The organism is Pseudomonas sp. W2Jun17, from assembly GCF_023127795.1.
Lineage (GTDB): Bacteria > Pseudomonadota > Gammaproteobacteria > Pseudomonadales > Pseudomonadaceae > Aquipseudomonas > Aquipseudomonas synxantha_A.
The window spans coordinates 485,934-502,610 of the sequence record NZ_SPKO01000025.1 but is presented as its reverse complement, the minus strand read 5'-3'; the positions used below and the strand labels follow the sequence as shown (position 1 = coordinate 502,610).

The window sequence follows — 16,677 nt, the reverse complement described above, 5'->3', positions numbered from 1 at the left end:
ACATTTGGATCTTCATCTCGCTTGAGGCTGTGGGAAGCTTCCGAAAGATCCACTTGTTGCCCCGGCCACTGTCTGCATGTTTTACCCTCTCGACCTAACTTCTCCGTCCAGGTCGATTCCCATGCAGTGCCTGCGCCTCATCTTTGTGCTCTGTGCGCTTGTTCTTGCGCCCTCAGTCTTTGCCTCCACCGTGCTGGAAAACGCCCTGTGGCGCGTTGACCTCGACCCTGCAACCCTGGCGCTGCGTGTCACGCCAGCGGGGGAGGCCCCGGTACAAGCCTCCAGCGGTGTCGCCGCGCACGCTGTCAGTGCGTTGCAAGCTGATGCCGCACAGGTCTCCTGGCAATGGGATAGCGGCGCCTACCGCCTGACGGCCCGGCTTGAGCAGCGCGAACTGTCCCTGTCTATCAGTGCTCGCGAGCCGGGTGAATTGGCCCTGCTGCGCCAGCCGGCCACGGCCATGGGCCAGGCGCTGATCTGGCCGTTGGCTGAAGGGCATTATGTGCCCTTTGATAACCCCGTGTGGAAGGCGTTCCTGCTTGAGCACGGCGAAGTCAATACCACCCAGGACCTGAGCTTGCCCTTGTGGGGCCTGGATCACGGGCGCTTCACGCTTAACTGGCTGCTGACCAACCCCTACAACAATCGCCTTGAATGGCAAGCGGACGGCCAGGGCCTGGCGTTGTCAGCGGCCCATGAATTCACCACCCTTGCCCCCGACGCACCGATGACGCTGCGCCTGTACCTGGGCGATGCAGACCCATTGGCCGGGGCCAAGCATTATCGCCAATGGTTGGTGGAGCAGGGCCGTTACGAGCCGCTGGCGGACAAGCTGCGGCAAACCCCCGAGGCGGTGAAATTGCTCGGCGCCAGTCACGTTTACCTCTGGGGCAACGGCTTGCTGACGCTGGATGATGTCCGTGATTGGCCAACGTTGATCAAACGGCTGCGCACCCATGAGCTTGGCAGGCTGCTGGACAAAGAGTCTGCGAAGGTGCTTGCACAGACAACCGCATTGAATCGTTATGAGCAAACCGTGTTGCTGCGCGGCCTCAATGCGGCCATCAACCAGAAGGCCCGGCAAGCCTGGCAAGTGGAAGAGCCCGACATGAGTCGCCTTGCCACTCGCTACGGCGAGTTGCGTAGCGAGCTGGCCGTGGATTTCGTCTCAGCTTTGAGTGATCGCCCCGAAACCTGGGGGCATTCGACTATCCAAGCCTTGCGTGACGCGGGGCTCTCGCGTCTGCTGTTGACCCTGGGTGATGGCTGGGAAGGCGGGCTCTGGCATCCCGAAGCGATTCGCGCAGGCGTGGATGCCGGGTACCTGATGGCGCCTTACGATTCGTATGAAACGGCGCTGTCGGCCAGCGAAAATCCGGACTGGGCCACTGCCCACCTGGGCGGCAAGGCGTACCGTGACTGCGCAATCATATTGAAGAACGGCCAGCCGAAAGCCGGTTTCCAACAATCCGGCCACTACACGGACCCGCGCTGTGTGCGACCGTTGCTGGAAGCACGGGTAAAGGCGGTGCAGGCCGCAGCCGGATTCAATGCCTGGTTCCTCGATGCGTACGCCACCAGCATGATCTTTGACAGCTACCGCGACGGCGCCTCCATGAGTCAGGTGCAGAATGCCCAGGGCAATATCGACGCCTCGCGCTGGATCAACACTTCGCTAAAACTGCCCGCAGGTTCCGAAGACGGCAACGCCGTCACCGCTCAGGGCATTATGTTTGCCCATGGTATGCAAACTCCGGTGATCGGCTGGGGTGACCGGGACATGACCCGCGACCGGCAGTCGCCCTATTACGTCGGCAACTGGTACCCGGCGGAACAGCCGGCGGTGTTCTTCAAGCCTGTGCCGTTGAAAGCGTCGCTGCGCACGGTGTATTTCGACCCGACGATGCGGCTGCCGTTGTATCAGGCGGTGTTCCATGGCTCGGTGATCACCACTCATCACTGGCTGTTCGACAACCTCAAGCTGAGCAATGTACGGGCTGAAAATGAACTGGCCCAACTGCTCTACAACGTACCGCCGCTGTATCACCTGAGCGCGACGACACTCAAGGACAGGCTGCCGGTGATTCAGCGCCAGGACCGGTTCTTTCGGCCGCTGCATCAACGGTTGGGGACTCAGGCAATGACTGAGTTTCGCTGGCTGACAGCGGACAAACTGTTGCAGCAAACCACCTTCGCCGATGGGACGCGGTTGGTGGCGAATTTTTCGGACGCGCAGAAAGATGGGTATGCCGGGCGCAGTGTGACGGCGCTGGTGGAGGGGGAGGAGCCGGTGGTGTATCAGGTGAAATAACGCTGCCCGTTACGGCGCCATCGCGGGCAAGCCCGGCTCCCACAGTGAAATGCATTCCGAATGTGGGAGCTGGCTTGCCTGCGATGAGGCCGGTACAGGCGATGCGGCACTAAATTTTACGCCACACACTCGCCAACCAAGGCTGCTGTTCCCGCGGCAACCCGGCCGGCCGGTAGTAGTGCTCCAGCTCTTCAAATCCGGCCTCGGTCAGCAAGCCCCGCCACGCTTCCAGGTCGTGATAAGAGCCATACCGCGGCCCATTCCAGCCTTCCTGGTTTTCACCTCGAGGGTTGGAGCTGAACAGCACGCCCCCAGGCTTCAATGTGCCATGCAACTGCTTGAGAATCCGGGGCAATTCCTGCTTGGGAATATGAAACAGCACCGCATTGGCAAACACGCCATCGAAGCGCTCGGGTGGCAGGTCCAGCTTGAGAAAATCCTGTTGCAATACCTCACAGCCGCTGTCGTCCCGCGCCATCTGCGCAAACCGCTCGGAGCCATCCAGCCCCACGGCGATATGCCCCATGCGCGTAAAAGTCTGCAAATCCCGCCCCGGCCCGCAGCCGAAATCCAGCACGGTAAACGGCGCCGAGCCCTGGATATGTCGCAACAGCGCGTCGATGTTCTGGCTCACATCGTGATCGCGGGTGCCTTCACGGAAGTCTTCGGCCACCTTGTTGTAATGGCCGAGGGTGGTGGCGGTGATCTGGTTGAGGTCGTCGGGGGCGAGTTTCATGGTGTGGCGCACCGCTGCGGTTGAGGTCGTTGGACTATACCTCAGGCTCACCCTTGAGTTGAAAGACGTGTATCTGGTGTAGGGCGGTTCATTGTGTGCGTGTTGGGAGAATCCGACAGACCGCCCCGCAGGATTCTGGGTAAGATTCGGCCCTCATTCAAAGAGGGTTGTACATTCATGGAAGAAGAAAAACGTTCACGTGAGGGTCAGAAATTCACTGCAAACAAGGTGGACCAATACGCCACGAAACTCAGCAGCGGCCTGCTCTGGCTCAATGAACGCGCCTGGCCGCTGACGGTGGGGATCCTGTCGGTGGCAGGCTTGTATTTGTACCAGTACATCCAGGTGGAAAAAGTACCCCTGAGCATTCTGTCGGCCGCCGCATTCACTGCGCTGCCAGCGATGTTCGCCATGCTGGTGTTTGTGATCGGCATGATGGGCGCGTCGATCCTGGTGCCCACGTTCATCTTGTTCACGCGGCTGAACGGCACGGGTGTGCGCCTGAGTGATCAGCTCAATCTCAGCCCGGCATCGCCGCAGGTGACGGCGCAACATCGCCGTTTGTTGCTGCACTGGGCCGCCAGTCTGGTCGTCATGGGTATCTTTTGGATGTCCGCTGTTTACCTGTCCGTGAATGCCCAGAGCGGGCCTCTACTGACCATCAGCTGGATAGTGGCGGTCGTGCTGGCGGTTGTGGTCTACGTTGGCATCATCCTTCGCGCCCGTCCCACCCATATTGCACTGCGTGACCTGTCCGGAGAATTCTGGCTGGCCAGTGTCGGTGCAGGTGCCGTTCAAATGCTGGTAATCCTCATGGTGACGGTGCCGGTCTCCCGGGCCTTTCGCGAGTATTCCGACAGTGCGGTGCTTTTTGCGCCGTTCATGTTTGCCGAACTGGTGGTGCTGTTCCTGGTCCAGGGATGTGCCGCTTGCCTTGTGGTGTGCATGAGGGATCATAAAAACCCGGTGGCATTCGCCTCAATGGCAGCCTTTGCACTCATCGTCTTCCTCGGGCTGATCCCGGCAAGCGGGTCGAAGCTGGGTGGGTTGCCATTGCAAGGCTCCGCCTCCGGAGGGCGCGTGTGTACGCTGATGACCTGGTCGGACGACGCCAAGGTTCTTCGCGTGCTGGTAGACGCCGACAACCCGCAGCGCAGTGTAAAACTGCGGGTAATGGCAGACTCGGACGGCAGCTACATCGTGCGCCCCTGGCAGGCCAAGGAAAAAACCGTCAGCTTCGTACCCCATGCCAGCGTCGCGCAGTTGGACGAATGCCCGTGAGTTCAGCGCTTGTTCAATACCCGCGCCAAGCGATCCCCACTCAGTTGAATTACCGCCACCAGCACCACCAACAACACAATCACCGTGAGCATGATCTGCGAATCAAACCGCTGGTAGCCATAGCGGTAGGCAATGTCGCCCAAGCCACCGGCGCCAATCGCGCCGGCCATGGCCGATGAGTTGATCATGGTGACCAGCGTGATGGTGAACCCGCCGACGATCCCCGGCAGGGCTTCCGGCAGCAGCACATGCCAGATGATGTGCCAGCGCCGGCAACCCATGGCCTGAGCCGCTTCGATCAGGCCGTGGTCGACCTCGCGCAGGCTGACTTCGGCAATGCGCGCAAAGAACGGTGTGGCGGCGATGGTCAGCGGTACCACGGCGGCCCATACACCGTAGGTGGTTCCGACGATCAGCCGAGTGAACGGGATCAGCGCCACCATCAGGATCAGGAACGGAATGGAGCGGAACAGATTGACGAACGCCCCCAGCACGCGGTTAAGCGCCGGCGCCTGGTAGATACCGCCCTTGTCGCTGGTAACCAGCAATACCGCCAGCGGGATACCGACCAGCAAGGCAATCAGCGACGACACACCGACCATCAACAACGTGTCGATAGCGCCCTGTACTAAACGATCAAACCACATAGCCCAGCACCTCTACCCGTTGTGCCCAATTGCCGGCGCGGTTACGCAGCTCTTCGGCATTGTGCGGCGACCCATTCACCGCCAGCAGTAATTGCCCCAGAGCGTGCCCCTGGATCCGCTCCACACCGCCTTGCAGCAAGCGCACGCGGCCGCCGAGGGCGCTGAACAGTGCGGCCAGGTCCGGCTCATCGGTATCGCTGCCGGTGAACTGCAAGCGCAGCACCAGCGCCGCATCAGCCGAGGTTTGTGTCGGTTGCAGGCGATTTTGCAATTCGGGCGGCAGGCCGTGTTGCAGCGGTGCGAGCAGGGTCTTGCTGACCTCATGCTGCGGGTTGCCGAACACTTGCCACACCGGGCCTTGCTCGACGATGCGCCCGTGTTCCAGCACCACCACGCGGTCGCAGATTTCGCGGATCACCGCCATCTCATGGGTGATCAATACGATGGTCAGGCCCAGGCGTTGGTTGATCTCACGCAGCAGGCCGAGGATCGACTGGGTGGTCTCCGGATCGAGGGCCGAGGTGGCCTCGTCGCACAGCAGAATCTCGGGGTCGTGCACCAGCGCGCGGGCGATGCCGACGCGCTGTTTCTGCCCTCCGGAAAGCTGCGCCGGATACGCCTTGTGCTTGTCTTGCAGACCTACCAGCTCCAGCAGTTCATGCACCTTACGCACGCGTTGTGCCTGGTTCACGCCGGCGACCTTGAGAGGCAGTTCGACGTTCTGCCACACGGTCTTGGCCGACATCAGGTTGAAGTGCTGGAAGATCATGCCGATGCGCCGGCGCAGTGCTACCAGGTGGTCTTCATCGAAGCCGCCGATGTCCACCTGATCGATCAGCACGCGCCCGCTGCTGGGTTGTTCCAGGCGGTTGATGGTGCGGATCAGCGATGACTTGCCGGCACCGCTGCGGCCGATGATGCCGAACACTTCGCCACGCTGGATCGCCAGGTCGATGCCTTGCAGGGCGTGTACGGTGCCGCCATAGGTTTTGCCCAGGTTGATAAAACGCACGTGGGCGCGATTGAGGTCCGGGTGCAGTTCAGTCTGCTCGGCGTCCCTGGGCGCATGGCCCAGGTCGCGCAGTTGGGCGTTGGCGGCGGTCATTTTTTATCTTCCCAGCCGACTTGGTAGAGCTTGCCCAGGGATTTATCCAATGCGGCACGTACCACCGGCGAGTGCTGGTAGATGTCGACGAACTTGATCACTCGTGGGTCGGTCTTGCTCTTGGGCTGAATCACGAACTGAATCACGTACTCCGGGTGGTCGAGGCCATCGAACAGCAGCGCCGATTGCGCATCGAAGGTCTTGGACAGGCGGATATACGCCGGGTAGCCCTGCACCAGGTCGGCGTCGTCGTAGGCGCGTACCAGTTGCACGGCTTCCACCTGCAGGATCTTGAGCTTTTTGGGGTTGCTGACGATGTCTTCTTCGGTGGCCTTGTAGCCCACGCCCGGCTTGAGGGTAATCAACCCGGCCTTGGCCAGCAGTTGCAGGCCGCGCCCGCTGTTGATCGGGTCGTTGGCAATGGCCACGCTGGCGCCTTCGGGCAGGTCGTTGAAGCTTTTGTATTGCTTCGAATACAGGCCGACGTTGTTGATGATGCCCGGTGCGTAAGACACCAGGTCAAACCCGGCGGCGGCCTTGGCGTTTTCCAGGAAGGGAATGTGCTGGAAGTAGTTCACGTCGATATCGCCGGCGGCGAGGCTGACGTTGGGGGCGATCCAGTCGCTGAACTCGACCAGTTCGACTTTCAGGCCCTGTTTGCCGGCCTCTTCAACGGCCGCCTCCAGCGGAATGGCGAAGGCGGCGGTGGTGCCGATTTTCAGTGGTGGGTCGGCGGCGAAGACCGCTGTGCTGAATAAGCCGAAGGCCAGGGCCAGTGCTTTGACTGGGTGGGTGAGCAGTGTTTTTTTCATAATCAATTTCCAGTCATAAGGTATAGGCACAAACAATGGAGATCCAATGTGGGAGGGAGCAAGCCCCCTCCCACATTTTTTGATCAGTGACGGTAGGTGGCGCCGGTGTGTTGTTCGGGTAGCCGAGCGGTGCCGTGGAAAACTTTTTCCCGCAGGGTGCCCTGCTCATAGGCGGTCTTGTACGACCCACGTCGTTGTAGTTCCGGTATCACTAGGTCAATGAAATCCACATAGCTCTCCGGCGTCACAATGCGCGTCAGGTTGAAACCATCCAGCCCGGTTTCACTGATCCAGGATTCCAACTCATCAGCAACCTGCTCAGGCGAGCCCACCAAGGTGATATAGCGCCCACCCAGGGCGTGCTATTCGAGCAATTTGCGCCGGGTCCAGTCGTTGTTTTGCAGGTTCTTGGTGGCCGACTGGATCGCGTTGCTCTTCACGTACTGGATGGGTTCGTCCAGTTCGTAGGCAGAAAAATCAATCGCCGTGGACGCCGAAAAGTGCGCCACACCGGCTTCCGCACTGGCATAGCTCAGGTACTCGGCGTGCTTGGCCCATGCAAGCTCCTCGGTGGCGCCCACGATCACGTTGAGGCCCATGAACACCTTGATGTCATCCGGGTTGCGCCCAGCCTCCACTGCGCTGGCGCGCACCTTGTCCACCTGTAGCCTGGTCGCGGCCTTGTTCTGCCCGCTGATGAACACGCACTCGGCGTGGCGCCCGGCGAACAGCAGCCCGCGCTCGGAACTGCCGGCCTGGAACAACACTGGCGTACGCTGCGGCGATGGCTCGCACAGGTGATAACCCTCTACCTGATAAAACTCACCGTGGTGCTCCACCTTGTGCACCTTGCCCGGTTGCGCATACACCCGCGTTTGCGGGTCGTTGAGGACCGCGTCGTCTTCCCAGCTGCCTTCCCAGAGTTTGTACAACACCTCCAGGTATTCATCGGCCTGGTCGTAGCGCCGGTCATGTTCGACCTGTTCGGTGAGGCCCATGGCTTTGGCGGCGCTATCGAGATAGCCGGTGACGATGTTCCAGCCGACGCGGCCACGGCTCAGGTGATCGAGCGTGGACATGCGCCGGGCGAACAGATAGGGCGGCTCGTAGGTCAGGTTGGCGGTAAGGCCGAAGCCAAGGTGCCGGGTGACGGCGGCCATGGCCGAGACCAGCAGCAACGGGTCGTTGACCGGTAGTTGGATGGACTCCTTGAGCGGCACGTCAATCGAGTTCTGGTACACGTCATAGACGCCGACGATATCGGCGATAAACAAACCATCGAACAACCCGCGCTCAAGAATCTGCGCCAATTCGGTCCAGTATTCGAGGCTCTTGTACTCGGTCGAGTTGTCCCGTGGGTGAGTCCACAAACCGTGGTTGATATGCCCGATGCAGTTCATGTTGAAGGCATTGAGCAGGATCTTTTTCTTGCTCATCAGATGGTCCCCCGCAGCGGCGGGTTTTCATCGTTGAGGTAATAGTTGCCTACCGCATGATATTTCCAGCGCACCGGATCATGCAGGGTGTGCACCCGGGCGTTGCGCCAATGGCGGTCCAGGCCATGCTCGGCCAAAGTCGCCTGGCTGCCGGCCAGTTCGAACAAGGTGCTGCCCGCTGCGAGGGAAATCTCGGTGCTCAGGGCGCGCACTTCGGCCACGGCGATGGACGCGGCGGCGACGGTCTGGGCATTGCTGTCGGCCTGGGCGCGGTCGAGGAATTCGCCGGAGCGCTCCAGCAACGCCTCGGCGGCGTGCAAGCGAATGCTCAGGTGGCCGAAGCTCTTTAGAGTCAGCGGGTCTTCGGTGGCCTTGTCGTTGCCGGAATCGATCCACGGGCGGGTCTTGGTGCGCACAAAATGCAACGCATCTTCAAACGCTGCGCGGGCGATGCCGGTGTCGATGGCGGCGTGAAGGATCTGCGCCAAGGGGCCCACGGTGGTCGGGCGTTCGAAGGCGCTCTGAAATGGGATCACGTCCTGCGCTGCGACCCACACGTTATCGAATACCACTGAGCCGCTGCCAGTGGTGCGCTGGCCGAAGCCGCTCCAGTCGTCGATGACCGTCAGGCCCTCGCTGTCACGGGGTACGAACGCCAGTTGCTGGATGCCGTTTTCATCCACCACCGAGGTGGGAATGCGTTGGGCATAGATCGCGCCGGTGGCGTAGAACTTGCGCCCGTTGATGCGAAAACCGTCGCCGTCGCGGGTGAGGCTGGTCACGCGGTCATGGGCGGTCTTGGTGCCCAGTTCCGCCAAGGCGTTACCAAAGCGCTGACCGGCCAGCACCTCGGCGTACAGGCGCTTTTGCTGCTCGGGGTTGCCGTTTACGCGCAGCACTTCAAGGGCATAAAAATGATTTTGCGGGATCTGGCCCAAGGAACCATCGGCCTGGGAAATCAGTGCAATCACCTTGGCCAGGGTGACATTGGATACGCCCGCGCCGCCGAATGCCTTGGGCACCGTGATACCCCACAGGCCGGAGCGCGAAAACACGTCCAGCTCGGGCCACGGCAGGCGGCGTTCGCGGTCGCGCTGGGCGCTGTCGCGGCGCAAATCTTCAGCGAGGTCGCTGGCGACGATAAGGGCTTGCTCATCGCTGGTGATAACCGCGACGTGGTGAGAAAGGGTCATGAGTTTCTCCAGAAGCTCGTGGAAAAAGTGTTCTGGTCGGTTAAATCCAGGAATGACGAGCAGGTAAGGTGCCGTTCAGTCGATACGCGCCGATGGCGTGATACTTCCAGCGCACCGGATCGTGCAGGGTATGCACCCGCGCGTTGCGCCAGTGACGGTCAAGGTTGAATTCGGCGAGGGTGGCGCGGCTGCCGGCCAGTTCGAAGAGCTTTTCGGTAACCTGCAATGCCACTTCGGTGGTGAGCACCTTGGCCTCGGCTACGGCAATCGAGGCGCGCGCGGCGGACTGCGCGGTGATCGGCGCCGCGCTGACCTGGTCCAGCACCTGGCCGGCCTTGCGCAACAGTGCTTCGGCAGCGTGCAGTTCGATCTTCATCTTGCCGATATCGGCGATCACATACAGGTCATCGCTGGCCCGCTCGACCTTGGCGTCGATCCAGGGGCGTGAACGCTCGCGTACAAAGGCGATAGTGTCGTCGAGGGCACCACGGGCGATGCCGGCGTCAATGGCTGCCTGGATCAGTTGCGACACGGCACCCTGGATATTCGGGCTTTCGCCCAGGCGCCAGTTGTCGATGACCAACTCCGGGTCTACCGCCACCCGGTCGAGCAGCACGGTGCCGCTGGCGGTGGTGCGTTGGCCAAAGCCCGACCAGTCATCGACGATGCGCAACCCCTCGCTGCCGCGCCGCACGAAGGCCATGACTTGCTTGCCGTCATCGTTCAATGCCTTTATCGCGACCCAGTGGGCAAATAGTGCGCCGGTGGAGTAGAACTTCTGGCCGCTGACCACGAACCCATCGCCTTCGGCCGTGAGGCGGGCCTTGAGCTCCAGCGTGTTTTTGGTACCGCGTTCCGGGCCGCCGTTGCCGATGCGCCAACCGTCGAGCACGCTCTGGAACAGCTGCTTTTTCTGGCGCTCGGTCGCGGTGCCCTGCAACACGTGCAGGATGCCGAAATGGTTCTGCGGGATCTGCCCGAGGGCCGGGTCGGCTGCGCTGATGATCGCAAAGACTTCGGCCAGGGTCACAAACGACACCTGTGGGCCGCCGTATTCACGGGGAATGGAAATACTGCCCAGGCCGCTGCGGGTGAATTGTTCGAGTTGCGCCCACGGCAGTTTGCGCTGCTGGTCGCGCGTAGCGGCCTGCAGGCGCGCAGCCTGGGCCAGCTCATGAGCCGCACTCAGTGCCTGGGCGTCGTTGCGCAGCACCGTGGCGGGCAACAACAGGGGGGCTACGTCCAGATCACTCTGGGGGGGTGTTAGAGCCAAGTTAGACATCAGCGCCGCTCCTTGGCTGCACGCAATGCCCTGGCGTTATGCACCGGGGTAATTCTGACCATACCGACCTCGCATTCAATGAAATAAAAACAGAAAAATCAGGAATGTCCGGTGGTCCGGTGCATATACCCTAAGCGTGTTAATTCTTTAAATAAACTAACTTTTAGGAATATGCATAGAAGGGCTGTCACCCCGGTTCACAGGGTGAGCCGAAGCGACGCGGTTGATAGCCCGGCGCGGGCGAGGCAGGTGGGGTTGGCACGACTGGCGTGCAAGCGGCGATACGTAGCGTGCGGGCCGGTGCCCAGCGTGAATTATTGCCCACGCGATCGAGAATGCAGTACGTGACTTCCAATCGGCAGTCGTCGCCCGCTTCGACAATGATCTGGGACGGTACCCACACCTGCACTGCCAGGCCAACGTTTTTGTCCTGGATTTTCGGCAGGTCCAGGCGCACATCACCCCAGCGCAGTGTGATGGCATCGCCGGCACTCATGTTCAAGTAAGGTTCGATGGTCAGCGGAATGCCGCGCCGAACCTGGTTGCGATTGACGCCATGGCGGCGGATCGTCTCGGGCAAACCCACGGGGGCGAGATTCTGGTTTTCATCACTTTCGTGGTTGAGGCATGGCGCAGGCTGGCCTCCGGGGTAGTTGGTCTTGACCCGCACCAGGGCGACGGCCGAGCGCATCGGGCCATGGCCGATTTGCAGGACCTGGTAGTGGACGCGTGCCGGCCCGTCCTGCACGAAGCTTTCCGGTACCCACAGATGAGTGAACGTGCCGATCTTGCACGCCGTCACCTTGCGCGAGGCGGCAAAGCAGTTGTTCCAGAACAGTTCGATCAGGTCGCCTTCCTCCATGCCCGAGTAGGGGGATATGTCGACCTGCAGATGGGTGGAGGCCAGGGCGCTGATGCCGTTTCCTACCGCCTGGGGCAGCTTCGGGGCAGGCAGCATGGCCAGGGTTTGGGTATGTGTCATAAGTAATCTCCTTGTTGCAGCCAGCAGTCATCGTTCCGAACCTTCGGCGCATAGGCACAGGGCGATTCGAAAGGAACGATTCAGTCAGTAGCCGGGATGGGATCCAATCCTCAAGGCGCTAGATAAGAGGGTTGGCCGGGGAGCGTCAATGGAGGCAAAAGGCTAAACGGCGGGTTTGAGGATATTCAGAAGGGTCTGACGGGGAGGGGGATTTTAAGGGGGGGACGGCGGGGGTATTTTATGCGCTGAAATGGTAACCCGTTGTAGGAGTGAGCTTGCTCGCGAAGAACGTAAACGGTAACGCGGTGATTCAGATCGACCGAGTTGCCTGGGCGTTTTTCGCGAGCAAGCTCGCTCCTACAGAGGGTGGGTCAGTGGGCGAGGAATTTGCTCAGAAACTGCCGGGTGCGTTCTTCCCTGGGGTTGGCGAACAACGCTTTGGCTTCACCCTGTTCAACGATCACGCCCTTGTCGAAAAAGATCACGCGGTTGGCCACGTCCCGCGCAAAGCTCATTTCGTGGGTCACGATGACCATGGTGCGGTTTTCTTCGGCCAGGCTGCGAATGGTTGCCAGCACTTCGCCCACCAGTTCCGGGTCGAGAGCCGAGGTGGGTTCGTCGAACAGAATCACCTCCGGCTCCATGGCCAACGCACGGGCAATCGCCACACGCTGTTGCTGGCCGCCGGACAGCCGCCTTGGGTAGGACGCCTCCTTGCCCGCCAGGCCGACCCTGGCCAACAGCTTGCGCCCCAGTTCGGTGGCCGCTTCCCGTGGCATCTTCTTGACCACAATCGGGCCTTCGATGACGTTTTCCAGCGCAGTGCGGTGGGGGAACAGGTTGAAGTTCTGGAACACAAAGCCCACGTGCTGGCGCAGACGACGCACCAGCCCCTGTTGCTGGTTGAGCGGCTTGCTGCCGTCGATCTGGATATCCCCCACCTTGATGCGGCCGCTGGTGGGTTCTTCGAGGAAATTCAGGCAGCGCAGGAAGGTGGTCTTGCCGGAACCGCTGGGGCCGATGATGGCGACCACTTCGCCTTCCTTGACCTCAAGGTCGATGCCGTCAAGCACCACTTGACCGTTGAATTGTTTGGTCAGTTTTTCAACCACGATCATGCTTCAGGACTCCAGGTCATGCCGGTTGACCCGGTCTTCCAGACGATTTTGCAGATGCGCCAGGATGCTCGCCAGGATCCAGTAGATCAGGGCTGCGGACAGATACATGGTGAAAATTTCGAAGGTCCGCGCCGATACCAGTTGGGCCTGACGGAACAGCTCGGGTACCTGGATGGTGGCGGCCAGCGCAGTGTCCTTGACCAGCGAAATGAAGCTGTTGCCCAGGGGCGGCAATGCCGTGCGCATCGCTTGCGGCAGAATGGCCCGGCGCAGGGTTTGCGCACGGGTCATGCCAATACTGGCGGCGGCTTCCCACTGGCCACGCTCGATGGAGGCGATGGCGGCCCGCAGGATTTCACACGCATAAGCGGCCATGTTCAGCGAAAAGCCGATCATGGCCGCCGGGATCGGATCCAGCTCGATGCCCACTTGCGGCAAGCCGTAGTAGATCAGGAACAGCTGCACCAGCAACGGCGTACCGCGAAAGAACGACACGTAGACTCGGGCCGTCCAGCTCAGCAACTTGAAGCGCGACAGGCGCATCAAGGCCAGGCCGAAGCCCAGCAGCAAGCCGAAAAACATCCCGCCCAGGCTGAGGATTACCGTGTAGTACGCGCCCTTGAGCAGAAAGGGCGCGGAGTCCAGCGCGAGTTGAAGACCTGCTTCCATTATTGAGTGACGTCAGCGTTGAAGTACTTCTCGGACAGCTTCTTCAAGGTGCCGTCGGCGCGCAGTTTGTCGAGGGCCGTGTTGACCGCATCGAGCAATTCAGGCTCGCCTTTGCGCAGGGCGATACCGGACTCCTGACGGGAGAAGGCGTCGCCGGCAGCGGCAGTGTCGGGGGCTTTCTTGGCGTATTCGAGGGCGGCCAGGCGGTCGATCAGGATCGCGTCGATACGGCCGATGCGCAGGTCCTGGAACTTGGTTGGGTCGTCGTTGTAGGTCTTGATAATGGCTTTGGGTTGATTGTCCTTGAGCCATTGTTCGTAGTTGGTGCCCAGGCCCACGCCGACCTTTTTACCGGCCAGGTCGTCGGCTTTCTTGATCGAGTCGACGTTCTTTTTCAGGACCAGTGCCTGGATGCCGGACACGGTGTATGGCTTGGAGAAATCGTACTTTTTCTTACGCTCTTCAGAGATGGTCACCTGGTTGACCACGGCGTCCAGGCGCTTGGATTCCAGCGCGGCGAGAATGCCGTCCCACGGTGTAGCTTGCAGCTTGACCTTGACGCCCAGCTCCTTGGCCAGTGCTTCGGACAGTTCCACTTCGAAACCGCTGAGCTTGCCGCTTTCGTCGACGAAGCTGAACGGTGGGTAGGTGCCTTCCAGACCGATCTTGATCTCGCCGGCCTTCTTGATGGTGTTCAACTGCTCGCCGGCAACCGCCTGGCCCAACCAACCGGCGCCAAGCGCCAGGCCCAAAGTGCTGACCAGCAGCGTGCGACGCAATACAGAAATAGTCATGAAGAGCCCCTGTGTTTTTATGGTGAGCGAAGCAGGTGACGCAGTAGTCGTATCCTGCCTTAAAGCGCGAAGCGCGTCTTCGCCTTCGGCGCGATGATAAAGCGGGTTTTTAAGACTTGAAAATAATAAAAAAACAATTTCATATTTCTTTTGAGAATATGTGCGTATTCAATCAATTGAATACTGAGTCATAGGCAAACAATGCCGGCGCCCCACCGGTATGCAGGAAAATGATCGGCCCCTCTTCAAACCGCTGGCGCCCGATGCCGTCCAGCAAACCGGCCATGGCCTTGCCGGTATAGACCGGGTCCAGCAGCAGACCTTCCTGGCTGGCCAAAAGTTTGATCGCGGAAAGGGTGCCGGCATTCGGTTCGCCATAACGGGGGCCGAAATACTCGTCCCACAGGATCACTTTGAAGGCGTCGGGAATAGCCACTCCGAGCAACTCGGCAGTGCGTTCTGCCAGGCTTTGCACTTTGGGCAACTGCGCTTGCTCGGTGCGCGACACGGTGATGCCGATCACCGGCAACTGCGGTAGTGCTTCGCTCAAGGCCAGGGCCAGGCCGCTGTGCGTGCCGGCACTGCCTGAGGCGAGCACCACGGCGGCGAACTCAATCCCGCTGTCTTCAATCTGCGCGGCCAGTTCCAGCCCTGCGCGCACGTAACCCAAAGCGCCAAGTGCATTGGAGCCACCGATAGGCACCAGGTAGGGCTTCTTGCCATTGCTGCGCAGGCGGTCGGCGAGGGCGGCGAGTTGGGCGTCGGCGTTGTCGAGGTTTTCCACCAGTTCCACTTTGGCGTCAAACAGCTCCAGCAGCAGGCGGTTGCCATTGGCCAGGTAGTTGGCGTCTTCGGTGCCAGTAGGGTTTTCCAGCAGAGCAACGCAGCCCAGGCCGAGTTTGGCGGCCAGTGCGGCGGTCTGGCGGACGTGGTTGGACTGGATCGCGCCGGCGGTGACCAAGGTGTCGGCGCCCTGGGCAATGGCGTCGGCCGCCAGGTATTCGAGTTTGCGCAGCTTGTTGCCACCCATGGCCAGGGGCGTGGTGTCATCGCGCTTGACGTAAATGTCCCTGCCCAGCCAGGCCGACAGCCGTTCAAGTTTTTCCAGAGCGGTGGCACCGCCCAGTAGTTCCAGACGGTTAAAGCGCTCGAGCTGTTGTTTGATCATGGCTACGCACGGTGACTGAATGATGGGGAGGACTATAGGCAGGCACTTTTCATCGGGCAACCGTCAATCGCTTATGAACAATAGTTCTTACGATCACACCATTGGTTCTTAAGAGCTGCCAGGGTGCATACCGTAAAGTGATGGCCATTTCGTCAGGAGTGAATACCGTGAGTGAGCGTTCCAGTCATTGGCAATTGCAGACCATCGTCAGCCAGCTGCGCGGCGCGCGGGACCAGTGGCGAACGCGCAACGGTCGCTTGAGCGGCGAGCACGGTGGCCGTGAATTGCCGTCCCGCGAGGCGGTGGCGCAAATCCTCGAAGCCTTGTGCGGCGCACTATTTCCCATGCGCCTGGGCCCGGTGGACCTGCGTGAAGAAAGCGAAGACTTCTACGTGGGGCATACCCTCGACGTGGCGCTCAACGCCTTGCTCGCCCAGGCGCGCCTGGAGTTGCGCTACGCCGCACGCCAGGGCGGCGGAGACGACAGCGGTGTGGATGCCCATGCCATTCGGCTGATCCAGGATTTTGCCCTGGCATTGCCGGCTCTGCGCAGCCTGTTGGATACCGACGTACTGGCCGCCTACCACGGCGACCCGGCTGCACGCAGTGTGGATGAAGTGCTGCTGTGCTACCCGGGCATCCTGGCGGTGATTCACCATCGCCTGGCCCACCACCTGTACCGCGCAGGTTTGCCGCTGCTGGCGCGCATCAGTGCAGAAATCGCCCACTCGGCCACTGGCATTGATATCCACCCCGGCGCGCAGATTGGCCCGAGTTTCTTCATCGATCACGGGACTGGCGTAGTGATTGGCGAAACGGCGATCATCGGCGAGCGCGTGCGTATCTACCAAGCGGTGACACTGGGCGCCAAGCGCTTCCCAGCCGATGAGGATGGGCAGCTGCAAAAAGGCCATCCGCGGCACCCCATTGTCGAGAATGATGTGGTGATCTACGCCGGGGCGACGATTTTGGGGCGGATCACCATCGGCCAGGGCTCGACCATTGGCGGCAATGTGTGGCTGACCCGCAGCGTGCCGGCGGGGGCGAATATCACTCAGGCGAACTTGCAGCATGACGATGGGGCGCAGAAGTAATACCTGAGCCAACCGCCGACCCGTGTGGGAGCAGGCAAGCCAGCTCCCA

14 protein-coding genes and 1 pseudogene are annotated in these 16,677 nt (G+C 60.9%); 3 read left to right on the top strand and 12 right to left on the bottom strand.

Annotated features, from left to right (window positions below):
- Positions 1 to 121 precede the first annotated feature (121 nt).
- The gene (locus E4O98_RS15950) at positions 122 to 2,311 is read left to right on the top strand and encodes a glycoside hydrolase (protein WP_248135700.1); all 2,190 of its coding nucleotides are present in this window, start codon (positions 122 to 124) and stop codon (positions 2,309 to 2,311) included.
- Between the two features lie 109 nt (positions 2,312 to 2,420).
- Here E4O98_RS15950 and E4O98_RS15945 read toward each other — a convergent pair whose 3' ends face one another.
- A complete protein-coding gene (locus E4O98_RS15945; RefSeq protein WP_248135699.1) occupies positions 2,421 to 3,047 on the bottom strand; it encodes a class I SAM-dependent methyltransferase in 627 nt (208 codons plus the stop codon).
- Between the two features lie 177 nt (positions 3,048 to 3,224).
- Between E4O98_RS15945 and E4O98_RS15940 the strand changes: the two genes are divergently transcribed.
- A complete protein-coding gene (locus E4O98_RS15940; protein ID WP_103733998.1) occupies positions 3,225 to 4,328 on the top strand; it encodes a hypothetical protein in 1,104 nt (367 codons plus the stop codon).
- Between the two features lie 2 nt (positions 4,329 to 4,330).
- On the opposite strand, the gene E4O98_RS15935 is transcribed toward E4O98_RS15940, so the two are convergent.
- From E4O98_RS15935 to E4O98_RS15885, 11 genes and pseudogenes are all read right to left on the bottom strand, one after another.
- Positions 4,331 to 4,975, bottom strand: a complete 645-nt coding sequence (locus E4O98_RS15935) for a methionine ABC transporter permease (protein ID WP_078820022.1) — start codon at positions 4,973 to 4,975, stop codon at positions 4,331 to 4,333.
- The gene (locus E4O98_RS15930; protein ID WP_148854259.1) at positions 4,965 to 6,080 is read right to left on the bottom strand and encodes an ATP-binding cassette domain-containing protein; all 1,116 of its coding nucleotides are present in this window, start codon (positions 6,078 to 6,080) and stop codon (positions 4,965 to 4,967) included. Before E4O98_RS15930 ends, E4O98_RS15935 begins: the two co-directional genes overlap by 11 nt.
- Entirely contained in the window at positions 6,077 to 6,892 is an 816-nt protein-coding gene (locus E4O98_RS15925; RefSeq protein WP_103733995.1) for a MetQ/NlpA family ABC transporter substrate-binding protein, read from the bottom strand. Before E4O98_RS15925 ends, E4O98_RS15930 begins: the two co-directional genes overlap by 4 nt.
- An 83-nt stretch (positions 6,893 to 6,975) precedes the next feature.
- A pseudogene (locus E4O98_RS15920) lies at positions 6,976 to 8,328 on the bottom strand (LLM class flavin-dependent oxidoreductase).
- Positions 8,328 to 9,521: an SfnB family sulfur acquisition oxidoreductase gene (locus E4O98_RS15915; protein ID WP_005783783.1), complete on the bottom strand. Its 1,194-nt coding sequence runs from the start codon at positions 9,519 to 9,521 to the stop codon at positions 8,328 to 8,330. Before E4O98_RS15915 ends, E4O98_RS15920 begins: the two are co-directional and overlap by 1 nt.
- Before the next feature lie 40 nt (positions 9,522 to 9,561).
- Positions 9,562 to 10,803 (bottom strand): SfnB family sulfur acquisition oxidoreductase, encoded by a 1,242-nt coding sequence (locus E4O98_RS15910; protein WP_032878422.1) that lies wholly within the window; start codon positions 10,801 to 10,803, stop codon positions 9,562 to 9,564.
- Positions 10,804 to 10,990: 187 nt separating this feature from the next.
- Complete coding sequence (locus E4O98_RS15905) at positions 10,991 to 11,785, bottom strand: hypothetical protein (RefSeq protein ID WP_103733993.1); 795 nt, start codon at positions 11,783 to 11,785, stop codon at positions 10,991 to 10,993.
- Between the two features lie 371 nt (positions 11,786 to 12,156).
- Positions 12,157 to 12,903 (bottom strand): L-cystine ABC transporter ATP-binding protein TcyN, encoded by a 747-nt coding sequence (gene tcyN, locus E4O98_RS15900; RefSeq protein WP_005783788.1) that lies wholly within the window; start codon positions 12,901 to 12,903, stop codon positions 12,157 to 12,159.
- Positions 12,904 to 12,906: 3 nt separating this feature from the next.
- The gene (gene tcyL / locus E4O98_RS15895; protein ID WP_032878420.1) at positions 12,907 to 13,572 is read right to left on the bottom strand and encodes a cystine ABC transporter permease; all 666 of its coding nucleotides are present in this window, start codon (positions 13,570 to 13,572) and stop codon (positions 12,907 to 12,909) included.
- On the bottom strand, positions 13,572 to 14,366 hold the full coding sequence (tcyJ, locus tag E4O98_RS15890) for a cystine ABC transporter substrate-binding protein (RefSeq protein ID WP_032878419.1): 795 nt from the start codon (positions 14,364 to 14,366) through the stop codon (positions 13,572 to 13,574). Before tcyJ ends, tcyL begins: the two co-directional genes overlap by 1 nt.
- Positions 14,367 to 14,538: 172 nt before the next feature.
- On the bottom strand, positions 14,539 to 15,534 hold the full coding sequence (locus E4O98_RS15885; protein ID WP_032878418.1) for a D-cysteine desulfhydrase: 996 nt from the start codon (positions 15,532 to 15,534) through the stop codon (positions 14,539 to 14,541).
- Positions 15,535 to 15,701: 167 nt separating this feature from the next.
- On the opposite strand from E4O98_RS15885, the gene epsC reads away from it, so the two are divergent.
- Complete coding sequence (epsC, locus tag E4O98_RS15880) at positions 15,702 to 16,628, top strand: serine O-acetyltransferase EpsC (protein ID WP_032878417.1); 927 nt, start codon at positions 15,702 to 15,704, stop codon at positions 16,626 to 16,628.
- Positions 16,629 to 16,677: the final 49 nt, after the last annotated feature.